Source organism: Actinosynnema mirum DSM 43827 (assembly GCF_000023245.1).
Lineage (GTDB): Bacteria > Actinomycetota > Actinomycetes > Mycobacteriales > Pseudonocardiaceae > Actinosynnema > Actinosynnema mirum.
In genome coordinates this window covers 6313593-6329512 of the sequence record NC_013093.1, presented here as the reverse complement: position 1 = coordinate 6329512, position 15920 = coordinate 6313593, and the positions used below count along the sequence as shown (strand labels likewise).

General features: G+C 75.4%; 12 protein-coding genes. 4 read left to right on the top strand and 8 right to left on the bottom strand.

The window, feature by feature from the left end; genetic code table 11:
• Positions 1–81: 81 nt before the first annotated feature.
• Entirely contained in the window at positions 82–531 is a 450-nt protein-coding gene (locus AMIR_RS36250; protein WP_143760900.1) for a hypothetical protein, read from the top strand.
• A 232-nt stretch (positions 532–763) separates the two neighbouring features.
• Here the strand turns inward: AMIR_RS36250 and AMIR_RS26375 are convergent, their stop codons facing one another.
• Entirely contained in the window at positions 764–2044 is a 1281-nt protein-coding gene (locus AMIR_RS26375; protein WP_015804026.1) for a glycoside hydrolase family 16 protein, read from the bottom strand.
• Between the two features lie 152 nt (positions 2045–2196).
• Between AMIR_RS26375 and paaZ the strand changes: the two genes are divergently transcribed.
• On the top strand, positions 2197–4224 hold the full coding sequence (paaZ, locus tag AMIR_RS26370; protein WP_015804025.1) for a phenylacetic acid degradation bifunctional protein PaaZ: 2028 nt from the start codon (positions 2197–2199) through the stop codon (positions 4222–4224).
• 18 nt (positions 4225–4242) lie between these two features.
• On the opposite strand, the gene AMIR_RS40635 is transcribed toward paaZ, so the two are convergent.
• Positions 4243–4407 (bottom strand): hypothetical protein, encoded by a 165-nt coding sequence (locus AMIR_RS40635; protein ID WP_187313447.1) that lies wholly within the window; start codon positions 4405–4407, stop codon positions 4243–4245.
• Between the two features lie 110 nt (positions 4408–4517).
• Positions 4518–5507, bottom strand: coding sequence for a phosphatidylinositol-specific phospholipase C domain-containing protein (locus AMIR_RS26365; RefSeq protein ID WP_015804024.1), 990 nt, complete (start codon positions 5505–5507; stop codon positions 4518–4520).
• Positions 5508–5702: 195 nt separating this feature from the next.
• Between AMIR_RS26365 and AMIR_RS26360 the strand changes: the two genes are divergently transcribed.
• A complete protein-coding gene (locus AMIR_RS26360; protein WP_015804023.1) occupies positions 5703–6542 on the top strand; it encodes an aldo/keto reductase in 840 nt (279 codons plus the stop codon).
• Positions 6543–6563: 21 nt separating this feature from the next.
• Here the strand turns inward: AMIR_RS26360 and AMIR_RS26355 are convergent, their stop codons facing one another.
• The 5 genes from AMIR_RS26355 to AMIR_RS26335 all read right to left on the bottom strand — a co-directional run bounded on the left by AMIR_RS26355 (position 6564) and on the right by AMIR_RS26335 (position 15188).
• Positions 6564–7262 (bottom strand): MOSC domain-containing protein, encoded by a 699-nt coding sequence (locus AMIR_RS26355; protein ID WP_015804022.1) that lies wholly within the window; start codon positions 7260–7262, stop codon positions 6564–6566.
• An 86-nt stretch (positions 7263–7348) separates the two neighbouring features.
• A complete protein-coding gene (locus AMIR_RS42925; RefSeq protein WP_015804021.1) occupies positions 7349–10246 on the bottom strand; it encodes an ATP-binding protein in 2898 nt (965 codons plus the stop codon).
• Positions 10247–11190: 944 nt separating this feature from the next.
• Positions 11191–11421, bottom strand: a complete 231-nt coding sequence (locus tag AMIR_RS26345) for a hypothetical protein (protein WP_015804020.1) — start codon at positions 11419–11421, stop codon at positions 11191–11193.
• A 52-nt stretch (positions 11422–11473) separates the two neighbouring features.
• A complete protein-coding gene (locus tag AMIR_RS26340) occupies positions 11474–14479 on the bottom strand; it encodes a type 2 lanthipeptide synthetase LanM family protein (protein ID WP_245554549.1) in 3006 nt (1001 codons plus the stop codon).
• A 115-nt stretch (positions 14480–14594) separates the two neighbouring features.
• Positions 14595–15188 carry a hypothetical protein gene (locus AMIR_RS26335; RefSeq protein ID WP_015804018.1) on the bottom strand — a complete coding sequence of 198 codons (594 nt, stop codon included), beginning with the start codon at positions 15186–15188 and terminating at the stop codon, positions 14595–14597.
• Between the two features lie 81 nt (positions 15189–15269).
• Between AMIR_RS26335 and AMIR_RS26330 the strand changes: the two genes are divergently transcribed.
• A complete protein-coding gene (locus AMIR_RS26330; protein ID WP_015804017.1) occupies positions 15270–15791 on the top strand; it encodes a Clp protease/crotonase-like domain-containing protein in 522 nt (173 codons plus the stop codon).
• Positions 15792–15920 lie beyond the last annotated feature (129 nt).

The window sequence follows — 15920 nt, the reverse complement described above, 5'->3', positions numbered from 1 at the left end:
GCCTCAAGCCGATCTGGAGGCCGGTGGACCAGACTCCCCGTCGTCAGGCGAACGACGACAGGGAACGAGGGCACGCGCCAGATGACCACCGCACGAACTCCGCGCACGGCGGGCGGACCGGTCCCCGTGACCACGCGCGGCGGCATCGTCACCAGGGCCGAGGCCTGGCTGGACCCGCCGGTCCCGTTCAGCCGCACCCGCTTCCACCAGGACTCGCACGGCATCTACCGCACCGACGACTCCGGGTACGCCTCGATGGCGTGGGGCCTGCCGGGGATGCCGCCGGACCGCAACGGCGGCCTGGACGGGATCGGGCTGGCCGCGCTGGGCGTGCCCACCGAGGTCGCCGACCTGCTCGCGGGGGACCTGCTCGTGCACGGGGAGCGCGTGGCCGTCTTCCACGAGTGGGACGGCGAGAACCGCGCCGGGTGCTGGGTGTTCGAGCTGGCCCCTGACGCGGGGACCGTGCACCGTGCCACCGCGCTGACCCGCGACCACACCGCCAGGCGGCACCCGCGCCTGACCCGGTGACGGCGCCCTTCCGCCTGACCGGATGACCCCACCCGGCTGGTGACACACCCCCACCGGCCAGGTAGCCGTTCGCGCGCGGAGCAGGGGGGTCTCCGCGCGCGAACGGGCCGGAAAGACCGAGGAGGGGCACGGAAAACCGTGCCCCTCCTCGGTCTTGCACCCCCTGGCCCGCGGGCGAGGTTCGAAAAGCCCTCCGGCTCAGCCGTGGCGGCTCAGCCGCGACGGCCGGGGATCAGACGAAGGCGTTCCACTTCTGGTTCGCCGCGCCGGTGCAGGTCCACAGCTGGACGCGCGTGCCGTCGGCGCTGGTGTTGCCCTTGATGTCCAGGCACTTGTCGGCGTTGATGTTCACGACGTCGTTCGCGCCGCTGACCGCCCACTTCTGCGCCCCGGTGCCGTTGCAGTCCCAGAGCTGGATGACGGTGCCGTCGGCCTTGCCGCTGTTCGACACGTCCAGGCACTTGCCCAGCGCGCGGATCGAGCCGTCGGTGTAGAAGGTCCAGTTCTGCGCGGCGTTGCCGTTGCAGGAGACGACCTGGATCGGGGTGCCGCTGGCGCTGTTGGCCCACGGCACGTCGAGGCACTTGCCGCCGAGCCCGGTGACCCGGCCGCTCTTGACCACGCCGGGGTTGCCGCCACCGCCACCGCCGCCGTTGTCACCGCTGGTGTCGGTGACCCGCACGTAGTCCACGAGCATCTGCTGCGGGAACTGGGTGCTGGCGTCCGGGTAGCCCGGCCACTCGCCGCCGACCGCGAGGTTCAGGATCACGAAGAACGGCTTGTCGAACACCCACCGGTTGCCGTTCACCGACGCCGGGGTGGTCTGGAAGAAGACGTTGCCGTCGACCAGCCACTTGATCGAGTTCGGCGCCCACTCCACCGCGAAGGTGTGGAAGCCGTCCGCGAAGTTCGGGCCGGTGTAGGAGCCGCCGACGCCGCCCGCGCCCGAGTAGCCGGGGCCGTGGATGGTGCCGTAGACCTTGTTCTGCTCGTGGCCCAGGAACTCCATGATGTCGATCTCGCCGCTGTTCGGCCACGGGTTCGAGCCGATGTCCTGGCCCAGCATCCAGAACGCGGGCCAGATGCCCTTGCCGCGCGGCAGCTTCATCCGCGCCTCGACCTTGCCGTACGTGGTCGTGAACTTGCCGGAGGTGTTGATCCGCGCCGAGGTGTACTGGCAGCGGCCGTACCAGCAGTTGTAGTTGGCGGGGTTCTCCTTCTTGGCCGTGATCACCAGGTTGCCCGACCCGTCCAGCGCCGCGTTGCCCGCTGAATCGGTGTAGTACTGGTGCTCGCGGTTGTTGCCGAAGTTGTCACCGGTCTCGGTGTTCCACTTCGAGGAGTTGACCCGCTGCCCGGCGGAGCCGTCGAAGTTGTCCTCCCAGATGACCTTGCCCGCCTGGGCGGCGGCCTTCTGGTACTGCGCGGGCTGCTGCGCCCCGATGGCGGTCAACGGCGCAGCCGCCAGACCCAGGGCGAGCGCCAGCGCGCCCACCGCTACTCGCTTCCGCATGAAACTCCTCTTCCACTTTGGCGGCGTTCGGGCAGAAGTTACCGAGCGGTTCCTTAAGGCGTCTTTAACAGCGGCGTTGGAGTTCCCAAAGCCCTAGTGTTCTTGGACATGCCGGTCGGCACACCGGCCGGTCCGACGAGGAGGTCGCACCCATGCCCGTCCTGCGCAGCTACGTCTCCGGTCGATGGCACACCCCCACCACCGAGGGGGCGCCACTGCACGACGCGGTCACCGGCGAGGAGATCGCCCGCATCAGCTCCGACGGCGTGGACATGGGGGCCGCGCTGCGCCACGGGCGCGAGGTCGGCGGACCGGCGCTGCGGGAGCTGACCTTCCACCAGCGCGGGGCGCTGCTCAAGGCGCTGGCCTCGCACCTGCGCGAGCACCGCGACGAGCTCTACGAGCTGTCCGCCCGCACCGGCGCGACCCGCACCGACTCGATGGTCGACGTGGACGGCGGCATCGGCGTCCTGTTCACCTACTCCAGCAAGGCCCGCCGCGAGCTGCCGAACGACCGGGTGCTGGTCGACGGCGCGGTGGAGCCGCTGGGCAGGGGCGGCACGTTCGCGGGCGTGCACATCGCCACCCCGCTGCGGGGCGTGGCCGTGCAGATCAACGCGTTCAACTTCCCGGTGTGGGGGCCGCTGGAGAAGTTCGCGCCCGCGTTCGTCGCGGGCGTGCCCACGCTGATCAAGCCCGCCTCGCCCACCGCCTACCTCACCGAGCGCCTCGTCGAGCTGGTGCTGGGCTCCGGGCTGCTCCCGGAGGGCTCGCTGCAACTGGTGTGCGGCAGCGCCGGGGACCTGCTGGACCACCTCACCGAGCAGGACCTGGTGGGCTTCACCGGGTCCGCCGCCACCGCCGCGAGGCTGCGCACCCACCCCGCCGTGGTGCGCTCCTCGGTCCGGTTCACCGCCGAGGCGGACTCGCTCAACTGCTCCGTCCTCGGCCCCGACGCCGAGCCCGGCACCCCCGAGTTCGACCTGTTCGTCAAGCAGCTCGTGTCCGAGATGACGGTCAAGGCAGGCCAGAAGTGCACCGCGATCCGGCGCGCGCTGGTCCCCGAGCCGCTGCTCGACGCCGTCGCCGAGGCCGCGTCCGCCAGGCTGGGGCGCGTGGTGGTCGGCAACCCGGCCAGCAGCGGCGTCCGGATGGGCGCGCTGGCGAACCTGGAGCAGCGCGAGGAGGTCCGCAGGGCGCTCAAGTCGCTGGTGTCGGCCGGGCGGATCGTGCACGGCTCCCCGGACCGGGTGGACGTGGTCGACGCCGACCCGGAGCGCGGCGCGTTCCTGTCCCCGGTGCTGCTGACCGCCGACCCCGACCGGGCGCAGCCGCACGAGGTGGAGGCGTTCGGGCCGGTGTCCACGCTGCTGCCGTACCGGGACGCCGCGCACGCGGTGGAGCTGGCGGCACGCGGCGCGGGCAGCCTGGTCGGGTCGGTCGTCTCGCACGATGCGGACTTCGTGCGCGAGGTCGTGCTCGGCGTCGCCCCCTGGCACGGCAGGCTCCTCGTGCTCGACCGGGACGACGCGGGCGAGTCCACCGGCCACGGCTCGCCGCTGCCGACCCTCGTGCACGGCGGCCCCGGCCGGGCGGGCGGCGGCGAGGAGCTGGGTGGGGTGCGCGGCGTGCTGCACCACCTGCAGCGCACCGCGGTGCAGGGCAGCCCGGACGTGCTGACCGCCGTCACCGGCCGCTGGACCACCGGGGCCAAGCGCACGGCGGGCGACGAGCACCCGTTCCGGAAGTCGTTGGCGCGCTTGGCGATCGGTGACTCGATCACCGCCGGTCCGCGCGCCGTGAGCCAGGCCGACGTGGAGCACTTCGCCGAGTTCACCGGCGACACGTTCTACGCGCACACCGACGACGCGGCGGCCGCCGCGAACCCGTTCTTCGGCGCGCGGGTGGCCCACGGCTACCTGGTGGTCTCGCTCGCGGCCGGGCTCTTCGTGTCCCCGGAGCCCGGCCCGGTGCTGGCCAACTACGGGCTGGAGAACCTGCGGTTCCTGACCCCGGTGTTCTTCGGCGACGAGCTGACCGTGACGTTGACGGCCAAGCAGATCACCCCGCGCGAGGACCAGGAGTACGGCGAGGTCCGGTGGGACGCGGACGTGGTGAACCAGAAGGGCGAGTCGGTGGCGAAGTACGACGTGCTCACGCTGGTGGCCAAGGAGGGCTGAGCCGGTGGGCGCCCGCCGTCACGACGGCGGGCGCCCCGACGCCGTGACGGTCCGCGGCCTGGCGCACGCGGGTGAGCCGGGTTCGGCGGTCCAGGTGATCAGCTGCTGGTCGGGGTCGGCCGCGCAGGTCAGCGCCGGGGAGTCCGCGTCCCGCGCCGACAGCCCGGCCACCCGCCCGGCCACCTGCCGCCCGCGCCCCTCGGGCAGACCGACCTGCGCGTTCTTCGCCGAGCACCTGGCCTGGCACCGCGCTCGCGGCGCGGGGGAGAGCCCCGCGCCGCGAGCGGCAGGCGCTAGGCCGAGTACCCGACCACCGCCGGGTCGACCCAGTCGCTCGACACGATCGTCGCGCCCTTGCCCGCCAGCAGCCGCACCCTGGCCTGCGCGTCCGCGACCGACGGCGTGCGGCTGTCGATCGCCGGGGCGACCGAGTGCGCGTCCGTCATGACCACCAGGTAGTGCCCGCCCAGGTACGAGTCGCCGGGGTAGCTCGCGTACGCGCTCGCGCTCCCGTCGAACGCCACGAACCACGGGGCCCTCGCGCCGCCGCGCGCGCCCGTGCGCGGGTCGGTCTGCGAGGCGCCGTTGATCGCCGGGAACACCGTGGTGGAGCCGAGCGCCCCGGCCGCGTTCGCCGAGATCAGGTGGTCCGCCACCTCCAGGTCGGTGTGGTAGCTGTCGAACGGGTTGCCCGCCTCGAACGTGCCGGTCTCGGCCAGCAGCACGAACTTCCCGGCCAGCGCCGACCGCGACGGCCACGCGCCCGCCCGCGCCGCCGCGTCCAGCGTCGCGTGCGAGCCCTTCAGGTCGGACGGCCCGAACACCACGTCCCGGCCCAGGTTGTTCGCCACGACCTGGTCGAACTGGGGCGCGCCGAACCCGCCGCGGCCGTCGAAGCCGTTCTTGAACTCCAGCTTCAGCACCACCGGCGGGTGGTTCGGGTTGCGGTCGTGCCACAGCCGCACGTTCCGCAGGCACATCGCGAGGTTCTGGTCGCGCGCCCCGGTCCGCAGCTGCTCGTAGGTCGAGGCGTTCGCGCAGTTGTTGTTGCTGCCGGGGTCGTGGCTGACCTTGAAGTCGTTGGTGAACAGGAAGTTCGTCCAGACGTCGATCTCGACCAGGCCGGGTCGCTTGTCGAGCACGTCCACCAGGTAGGGGGCCGTGCCCTTCTCGTAGGAGTTGTGCACGCCGACGGCCGTCGCACCGGTCGCCGTGGCGGCGGACGCGGGCAGGGGGACGGCCACCAGCAGGAGCAGCACCACCGCCGTGATCAAGCGCTTCATCGCCGTTGATCTCCTCATCGGTACTGTGCAGGGCCCGTCCACCCTAGGAACACCGGGGCCGGTTTCGGGGGGTCCGCGCGGACGGCACTGCGGGACCCCCGTCCGCGGGGTCGCGGGGCTCGCGGGAACAGACCGGCCGCGCGCCGAGTTGAGCCGGGGGAGAAGGCGCACGGCGACGGAGGAACGAGGAACAGCGTGTCCGACACTTTCCTGCTCGGTGGAGACCTGCCCGTCAAGCGGCTCGGCTACGGCGCGATGCGCATCACCGGCAAGGGCATCTGGGGCCCACCGGCCGACCACGACGGCGCGATCGCGGTGCTGCGCAGGGCGGTCGAGCTGGGCGTGAACTTCATCGACACGGCGGACTCGTACGGCCCGCACGTCAGCGAGGAGCTGATCCGCGAGGCCCTGCACCCGTACCGCGAGGACCTGGTCGTCGCGACCAAGGGCGGCCTGCTGCGCACCGGGCCGGACGTGTGGCCGGTGCTGGGCAAGCCCGCCTACCTGCGGCACGCCCTGGAGGGCAGCCTGCGCAGGCTCGGCGTCGAGCGGATCGACCTGTACCAGCTGCACCGGGTCGACTCCGAGGTGCCGCTGGAGGACCAGGTCGGCGAGCTGCGGGCGTTGCAGCAGGAGGGCAAGATCCGACACATCGGTCTGTCCGAAGTGGACGTCCCCACGCTGCGGAAGGCGCAGCAGGTGGCCGAGATCGTGAGCGTGCAGAACCTCTACAACCTGGCCACCCGGCACCACGAGGCCGTGCTGGACCACTGCACCGAGCACGGCATCGCGTTCATCCCGTGGTTCCCGGTCGCGACCGGCGAGCTGGCCCGCCCCGGCGGCGTGCTCGACCAGGCCGCCAAGGACCACGGCGCGACCCCCGCGCAGCTCGCCCTCGCCTGGCTGCTGCGCCGCTCCCCGGTGGTGCTGCCGATCCCCGGCACGTCCTCGGTGGCGCACCTGGAGGAGAACACCGCCGCTTCGGACATCCGCCTCACCGACGCGGAGTTCGACGCGCTGACCGCCCTCGCCTGAGCCGCCGACGCGGGGCGGTGGTCACCGGACCGCCGCCCCGCGCCCGTCTCCGGCTCCCCCGCTCTCGGCTCCTCGGCGCGCCCGCGCCACGCGCTTGGCGACCTTCTCGCGGACCTCCTCGGACAGCCCGGCCACACCGACCAGCGACGGCAGCAGTCCCGGCTCCAGCTGGAGCGCCCGGAACACCACGGCCGCCGTGATCCCGTGCTCCGGCCGCTCGACCACCTCGATCCCGTCCCCGGCGCGCACCGAACCCGGCTCCAGCACCCGGAGGTACGCCCCCGGCAGCGCGCGGGCGGTGAACCGCTTGACCCACTGCGGCTCGTCCAGCACCAGCGCGAACGTCCGGCACGGGATGCGCGGCGCGGTGACCTCCAGCAGCGCCGTCCCCACCCGCCACCGCTCGCCCACCAGCGCGTCCGACACCGCCACGCCCTCGGTGGTCAGGTTCTCGCCGAACAGCCCGGCGGGCAGCTCGCGCCCCAGCTCCGCCTCCCACACCGCCAGCTCCTCGCGGGCGTAGGCGTACACGGCCTGGTCCGGCCCACCGTGGTTGACCTCGTCGGAGATCTCGTCCCCGGACACGCCGCTCATCCCGGCTCCGGGCACGTCCAGCGCCACGGCCCCCTCGACGGGCCGCTTGCCGATCGCGGACTCGCCGATCCGCACGCCCTCGAACGGGACGCGAACCCCCGTGTTGACCGACAGCACTCGTGACATGAGCCAGAAGGTAACCCACCGCGGAGCAGCCCAGCGCCCCGGTTTTCCCCACCGGAGCACGCCGGTCACGCGCCGTCCGCGCACCGTCACCCGACCAGCCCCGCCGCGAAGCTGCTGAGCCCCTCCCGGTCGCCCCGCCCGGTCTTGCCGAGCAGGCTGGCCACGTGCTTCTCCACCGTCCGGGGCGAGATGTGCAGCCGGTGCGCGATCGCCTTGTTCCCCAACCGCACCCCGACCAGCCGGAACACCTCGAACTCCCGCACCGTCACCCCCAGCGCCCGCAGCTCCCTGGGCACCAGGTCGCTGCCGCTGCGCCGCTGCTGCACCGGCGCCCCGGCCGCCCGCAGCAGGCCCCGGCACGCGCTGGCCACCGCCGACGACCCGGACCCGTGGAACCGCTCCTCGGCCTCCCGCAACCACCCGACCGGCTCACCCCAGCCGTCCCGCACCGCCGCCTCCGCCGCCAGCCGCAGCCCCAGCCCGTCCGCCAGCGGGAACACCTCGCCCGCCTCCCGCGCGGACGCGAACGCCGCCAGCGCCTCGTCCCCGCGCCCGGCCCGCCCCAGCAGCACCGCCAGCGCGTACCCGCCGAACACCCGGTTCCACCGCATCCCGCCGACCGCGCCCCCGACCACCCCGGCGCACCCGGCCAGGTCCACGGTCCCGTCCAGCGCGCCCAGCAGCAGCCGCAGCCCGTGCGTGCCGGACAGGTGGAACGTGGACGGGCTCGCCAGCTCCAGCTCCTCGGCGACCGCCAGCTCCCGCGCCGCCAGCCCCCGGTCCTCCTCCAGCAGCGCGCAGAACGCCCTGGCCAGCCCGAAGCACAGCGGTCGCTCCTGCGCCCCCGCCCCGCCCACGGCGTCGAACCGCTCCAGCGCCGCCGCCATCTCCGCCCGCCGCCCCCGGTGCGCCGCGGCCGTGGCGCGGGTCATCAGCACGTAGCCCGAGATCCCCAGCAGCTGGAACCGCGCGGTGTCCTCCGCGCACCGCTCCACCAGCTCGTCGGCCTCCGCGTACCGGCCGCGCAGCACCGCGTCCAGCGCCAGGATCGCGTCCACGTTGCACGCCACGAAGATCGCCCCGACGCCGAGCGCCTCCGCCCGCGCCCTGAGCAGCCCGGAGACCGAGGCGTCCGCCAGCCACGCCAGCCCGGCCCGGCGCACCACCGCGTAGCTGCGCTGCACCGGCAGCCGGTGCTCCTCCGCGATGCGCTGGGCCGTCACGAAGTGCTCGGTCGCCTCGCCCACGTCGCGCTCGCGCGCCAGGATGCCCAGCAGCTGCCTGGCCTCGCAGCGCACCACCGGGTCAGGGCTGCGCTCGGCGGCCCGCAGCGCCAGCTCCCGCGCCCGCTCCACCCGGTCCGGCCCCGGCGACTGGAGCGCCAGCGACGCCGCCACCGAGTCCACCAGCGCCACCTCGGCCACCGGGCCGTCCGCGCCGAGCAGCGCGCGGGCCTCGTCGACCTGCGCGGCCCCCAGCTCCCACCGCCCGGCCAGGTACGCCACCCGCGCCAGCCGCGTGCACAGCCGCGCCCACCGCACCCGGTCCAGCCGGGGGCCCAGCTCGGCCAGCGGCCCGACCAGCGCGAACGCCCGCTCGAACTGCCCGGCCTCGCCGAGCGCGGGCAGCAGCGACTCCAGCACGTCGGCGTGCACCTCGGCGTCCAGCGGGCCGGACAGCAGCCGGTGCGCGTGGTCGAGCAGCCGGACCGCCGACCCGACCGCCCCGTCCGCGAGCGCCCGCCGCCCCGCCTCGGCCAGCAGGGCGCCCGCCTCGGCCTGCTCGCCCGCGTCCAGGCGCAGCGAGGCCACCAGCGGGCACCACTCGCCGGGCAGGCCGGGGTGCAGCGCCTCGACGGCGTCGGCGGCGCGCCGGGACAGCTCGGCCCGCTCGCCGGGGGCGAGGCGGGCGAGCAGGGCCTCGGCGGTGAGCGGGTGCCGGAAGGCGTACCAGTCGGGCACCGGCTCGTCCGGGGTGACCAGCTGCGCGGCGACGCCCGCGTGCAGGTGCCCGAGCAGCGCCCGGTCGTCCAGGCCGGTGATGCGGCGCAGGACGGTCAGCGAGAACCGGTGGCCGAGGACGGCGGCGGCCGACAGCAGCTCGCGCCCGCGCGGCCCGAGCCGGTCGGTGCGGTGCGCGATGGCCCGCACCAGCGCGGTGGGCACCCCGATCCGCAGCTCCCCGACCACCCGCCACCCGTCGGCGCCGGGCACGAGCAGACCGCCGCTGACCATGCCGTGCAGCATCTCCTCGACCACGAACGGGATGCCCGCGCTGTCGTTCCACAGCCGCTTGGCGACCTCGTCGGGCACCCGGTCGGGCGGGGTCTCGAGGCAGGAGGCGGCCATCTCGCGCACCTGCGGCTCGGTGAGCCTGCGGGGTTCGAGCAGCTCGCCGGACCCGCGCTGCGCGGCGGGCCGCAGCACGTCCAGGGCGGGGCTGGGCTCGGGCCGCGCGGTGACGAGCAGCAGCACCGGCGACCCGGCGAGGTTGTCGACGAGGTAGTCGACGACGGCGAGCGTCTCCGCGTCCGCGTCGTGCAGGTCCTCCAGCACCAGCAGGCAGGGCCGCTCCCGCCCCGCCACCGCGAGCAACCGCAGCACCGCCTCGGCCAGCACGACCAGCGACCGCCCCTCGTCGGGCTCCCCGGCCCACTCGGGCACCAGCCGCCCGAGCGCCCCCTGGTAGGGCCCGAGCAGCGCGGGGTCGGGCCCGTCCCCGCCGCGCAGCAACGACATCAGCGCCTCGGTCAACGCCCGGAACGGCACGAGCGGCCCGATCGTGCTGCCGCGCCCGCGCAGCACCCGCATCCCCAGGTCGAACGCCCGCCCCACCGCGACCCTGGCCAACCGGCTCTTCCCGATGCCTGCCTCGCCGACGAGGAACAGCGCCCCGCCGTCCCCGCCCAGGGCACCGGCCAACGCCCGCTCCAACGCGGTGAGCTCCTCGCCGCGCCCGATCACCACCGGCGCGCGGGTCTGCATGAGGTGACCATAGCCAGCCGGGAGGGGGGACGGCGTGGGGTGAAAGGGGAGTGCGGGGGGAGGGAGGGGGTGCTTGGGCCGGTTGGGGGGCGGGGGGATGCGAACGGGGTGAGCTGGGTGGGGGAGGGGGTCGGGGGTGGGAGGCCGGGGTGGGTGAACGTTCACTGCCGAACGCTTGTCCTCGGACACCCGCAGCGGGGACGGCCAGCCTGCAGGGCCCGCGACCGCTACCCGAGCCCGCTACCCACCCACGCCCACCACCGACAGCCGCCGCCTGCGAACCGCCGCCTGCGCCCGCCGCCCGTCACGTCTCACCCGCCGTCCGCGACTTCCGGTCGCCACACCGGTTGACCGGACCGTTCAACCGGCGGTCCGCTCCGGACTCGGACCAGTGCTTCCGCGCGGCCTGCCACGGGTGCCTCCACGCGGCCGGTGAACGGTCCGCTCACCACCGCCTGCCCGTGCCGCATCCCCGGCGCAGCCCGGCGAATCCGGCGTCCTCCACCCACCCGGGTCCGCGCGGGGACGGGACACCAGCCCCGTCCCCGCGCGCCAACCCCGTCCCGCGGAACGGGCCGCGTCCCGTGCCCGTTCCGCGTGGACGTCCCGGCGCCTCCGCCCGACGCGGTCCCACCCCGCCGCCCGAGCGGGCGGTGGACCGGTGGCCTCCACACCGGTCCCGCGCGCCCTCCCCGCCGATGTCACCCGCGGGGCGCGCGCCGTGGTGGTGCCGCTGGGCCTGCTTCGCTGGGCAGGTCCTGTCGGGGGCACCGGGCGTTGGGGCCCCGCCTCCACCGGTCGGGGCGGCGGAGGCGGGGCGGTCTGGTGGGGCAAGGGCCTTCCCCCAAGCGCTCGCCGGGCGTTCCCCCCAGAAAACGCGCGGCGAAAGCGGCAAGCGCGAACCGGGAACGGCCTGCGAAGAAGCGCCGACGACCGGACCAGGGCTACTGCATCCCCGGCGCGCTCACCGTCGTGTCCATCAGCCCCGCCGCGACCACCGCCGCGCCGCCCACGGCCAGCGACAACCCCGCCAGCGCCCGCGCCCGCGCACCCGCCCCCGCGCGCCGCCGCACCAGCATCCGCCCCGCCGGGTCCCCGTCCACCGACCCGCCCCGAGCCCCGGCCGCGCTCCCGGCGCCGCCTGCGGCACTGACCCCAGCCCTGGCCTCGTTCATCGGTTCTCCTCAGTCCTGGTCCACCCCGGCACCCCGCCGGGACACCCGTCCGTCATCGGTTCTCCAGCAGCAGCGCGGACGGCACGCTCGTCGGGAAGCCCAGTCGCAGCAACCCGTACCCGATCCCCGCCAACCCGGTCAGCAACCCGGCCGACGGCACCCCGCCCGGCGTCCCGCACCGCGCCCCGCCCTGCTCCAGCGCGCCGAGCAGCACCCCGGCCCGCCGGGAGCGGGTGGCCTCCGCGCGGTCGTGGCCCCGCTCGGCCAGCACCGCCACCGCCTCCACCACGCCCAGCTCGCCGTGGCACAGGCTCAGGTCGCGCAGCGGCTCGTGCACCGCCAGCGCGTTCAGGCACCGGTCGACGTGCAGCGTGTGCGCGTCCGCCGCCTGCCCGACCTGCCCGGTGTGCGCGAGCAGCGCCCCGGACAGCCCCGAGCACCAGCTGTGGTCGGCCTCGCGCACGTCCACCAGCCGCTGCCGCAGCGCCCGGTCCGCCCGCAGCAGCGCCCGCCCCGCGACGGCGCACCGCTCGTCCCCGGCCGCGCGCGCGTACCGCAGCAGCGCCCAGCCGACCCCGGCCCGCCCCCGCGCGAACCCGTCCCCGCGCACGTCGGCCGCCAGCAACCGCTCGGCCAGCACCCGCGCCACCCGCAACGCCTCCGCGCCCACCGCGCCACCGGCCGCCTCGGCGACCGCGACCAGCGCCGCCACCCCACCGGCCCACCCCTCGACCACCCCGGCGACCCCGCCGCCGACGACCCCGCCGCCGGCGACCGCCGACCCCCAGGACCCCCGCCCCGGACCGCCCTGGACCCGACCGCCCCGAGCAGGCCCCCGGTTCCCGCGCTCGACCTCCCACGGCTCGATCCCGGCCGCGATCCCCAGCACCCGGACCGCCGAGGCGAGCCACCCCGCGATCTCCGGGTCGTCCCCGAGCAGCCTGCCGACGCGCGCCAGGGCGTAGCAGATCCCGCCCATCCCGTGGAACCCGCCGACCCCGACCGCCAGCGCCAGCTCCGGGTCCGCCTCGAACCGGGCGAGCAGCCCCGGCACCGGCGCGAGCGCCTCCCGCGCGGGCCCGGTGTACCGGGACGCCCCGGTCAGCGCCCCGACCTGCGCCAGGAACAGCGCCACCCCGGTGTACCCGTTCGACAGCCCCGCGCCCATCGGCGCGACCGCCCAGTGCCGGTCCTCGACCAGCTCCAACCCGATCCAGTTGACCCGGCCCCCGCCGAAACCGCCGACGCCGCCCGAGCCGGAACCGCAGCCCTCGACCAGGCTCCGCGCCAGCACCTCGTCCGCCACCCCGCACGCCGCCACCAGCAGCCGCCGGGGGTCCGGCACCGCGCTCCCCACCGAGGACCGCAGCGCCCCGCCCGTCCGGTGCGCCACCTCCGCGGGTCGGCAGGCCAGCGCCGCCGCGATCACCCACTCCTGGTCGTGCCGGTCCACCTCGTCCAGCCCGGCGATCTTCCGCTCCACCGCCGCCAGCACCGGCTCGTCCAGCACCCCCGGCAACCGCTCGCCCACCGACGTCCACACGTCCACCGACTCCGGCCGGGTGGTGAACAGCGGCACGTCGCCCGCCCACAGGTCCGCCACCTCGTGCGGCACGAGCGCCCGCAGCGCCCGGTCGTCCCCGGACTCCTCCCGCAGCAGCTCCAGCGCCAGGTCGCGCTCGGGCGCCCGGCGCAGCGCGTCCGGGTGGGTCGACTCGTCCAGCAGCTCCGCGTACACCCGCGTGGACCTCGGCACGTACCGCACCGGAGCCCCCGCGAACCCCCGCACCCGCTCCAGCAGCTCCTCCCGCCACGAGCACAGCGCGTCGTACCCCAGCCGGAACCCGGCCAGCAGCGCCCCGGTGTGCTCGGCGGGCTCGGCGGGCCGCCCGTCCAGCACCGGCCGGTTCCCCGCCACCACCACCGGCACCGGTCCGCGCTCCAGCCGCATCCGGTCGGTCCCCGCGTCCACCCACCGCACCCCGTCGCCGGGGTGGTCGCCCGCGTCCCCGCCGACCCCGCCGACGTCCTGCGCCCCGTGCTCGCCGAGCAGCACGCTCGGCAGCACCGCCGTGCGCTGCACCGACCGGGCCAGCGCCCGCGCGGCCGGGTCGGCGGGCACGCCGGTGGTCGGCTGGAACAGCGTCTCCACGTCCACGAGCACCGGCTGGTCCCCGCACGCGATCAGGTTCTCGTAGTGCGCGTCGGTGGCGTCGACGGCGTGCAGCAGCGCGAGCAGCCCGCCGAGCCGGTGGTAGAACCGGTCGAGGTCGGTCACGTCGGCGCACGGCGCGCCCTCGGTGAAGGCGACCCAGCCGTAGCCGGGCCGCACCAGCACGGGCGGGACGCGCAGGTCCAGGCCGGTGCGCCCGCCGTACCAGTCGAGCAGGTCGGCGAACAGCGCGTGCTGCTCCACGGGCCGGGGCCGGTGCACGACCTTGCGCCCGTCGGCGAACGTCAGCACCGCCACCGCGCGCCCGCCGCCGTGCCGGTCGCCGCTGGTGGACACGCCGACGAGCGGTCCGGGGTCGCGACCGCCCATGAGGGCCGCGACGAGCGCGACCCGGTCGTCGGCCAGGTGGTCGAGCACCTCGCGGTGGGCGCGGACGGCCTGCAGGCAGGTCTGGCCGAGCAGCCTGGCGAGCACCGGGTACTCGGCGAACAGCCTGGCGGGCCTGAGGTCCTCCACGAACGAGGCGAACCGGTCCCGCGAGGTCAGCCCGCGCAGCCGCCCGTCGAGCCGCCACCGGTGCAGCTCCACCACGAGGGTGCGGGCGGCGGTGCGGGCCAGGCGCAGGCCGAGGTCGCGGGCGAAGTCGTCGCGGAACCGCCGGTCCCGCGCGGTCGCGGCGCGCACCAGGGGGCGCAGCGCGAACGCGAACCCCTCCTCCCAGGTGCCACCGGGGAAGCGGCCGGGCGGCACGTGCGCGCAGGCCCGCTCGGTGAACGCGGCCCACGCGGGTCTGCCGTGCGAGACCTGCTGCTCCCGGTGGACGGTCCGCACGCCCGCGGCCCACCAGGCGGTGGTGGGGGCGCGGCGGGTGACTGAGGGTGGCACGGGGTCAACGTCGCACACGGCCGTGGTCCCCCACATGGGGGCCGCGCCCCCACTTTCCTCCCACAAGGGTGAGTGGACCGCAGTTTTGCGGAAAACCCTGGTGAGGGCTCACGCGCTACTTGCAGTTCTCGGCCTGGGCGGCGGCTTCCCGGTAGTCGTCGGGCAGCGAGGTCAGGTTGACCTTCTCGATGGCCTGGACCATGGTCGACATCGCCCCGGACATCGTCCCGAGCACGTCGGTCATCAGCTCGCCGGTCAGCTCGGGCGCCTCGTCCAGCCGCTTCTTCGCCCCGACGATCTTGTCCTTGGCCTCCTCGAGCGGTTCGAGCACGACCTCCACGGCCTGCTGCGTCCCGGCGTTCGGCGCGGGCAGCAGCTGCTTGTAGTCGTGCACGGCGACCTCCAGCACGCCGGCCAGCCTGCCCAGCGACCCGCTGATGCTCGCCTTCATCTCGGCGGGCGTCCCTGAGGGGGCCTCGGTGGTCCCGACGCTGCCCGAGGCGATCAGGTACTTGGCGACCCCGCAGAAGCGGTCCACCCACTTGACCATCTCCAGCGGCATCCGCCCGGTCGAGGACGCGGGCGGCTGGCCGCCCGCGCTGGTCTCGACCGTCGACGCGGGCGTCGCGGAGACGGCGCTGCCGTCGACCCGTGAGGCGCAGCCGACGGTCAGCAGCAGTGCCAACGCGGTGAGCACGCACTTCTTCACCCGGCTTTTCTACCCCGACCTCACACGATCGGGGGGACGAACATGACAACTCGGGTCGTCCTCGGCCAGGATCGGCGTCTCATGGTGCTCACCCTCCACGTGCTCGACGAGGTCGCGGTCGTCCGCGCCGACCGGCCGCTGGAGTGCGAGCTGGGCCCGCTCCTGGAAGTGCTGCCGGTGGTGGCCTCGCGCGGGGCGGGCGTGCTGCACGGCTGCTTCCTGCCCGCCTCCGGACCGCGCGAGGTGGCGCTGGCCCCGCGCTGCCAGGTCGCCGCGCAGCGCGCGCTGCTGGTCCGGGTGTGCGCCTCGCTGGCCGCGTCCGGCATCCCGCTGATCGCCGCCGTCGACGGCCACGCGGGCGGCAGCGGGTGGGAGCTGGCGTCGGCCTGCGGGTCGCGGGTGCTGGCGCAGGAGGCGGTGGTCGTCGGCCTGACCGGCGGCCGGGTCCTGCACGGCCGGGCGCTCGACGCCGCCGCCGCCCTGCGGACCGGCCTGGTCGACCGGGTCGCCCCCGCCTGGCGGGTCGTGCTGGACGCCATCGAGCTGGCCGCGGAGCGCAAACGCCTCCCGCACCCGGCCCGCGCCTGCCGCACGACCGCGTGAGCGCGGGCGCGGCGGGTGCGACGGGCCCGCCCGGTCCGCGAGCGCTCGGACGGCGGTCTGCGGACTGTGCGGGTCCCCGGACCGCGAGCGCCCGATTACGAGCGCCCGCCCGCGAGCGTCCGGCCCCCC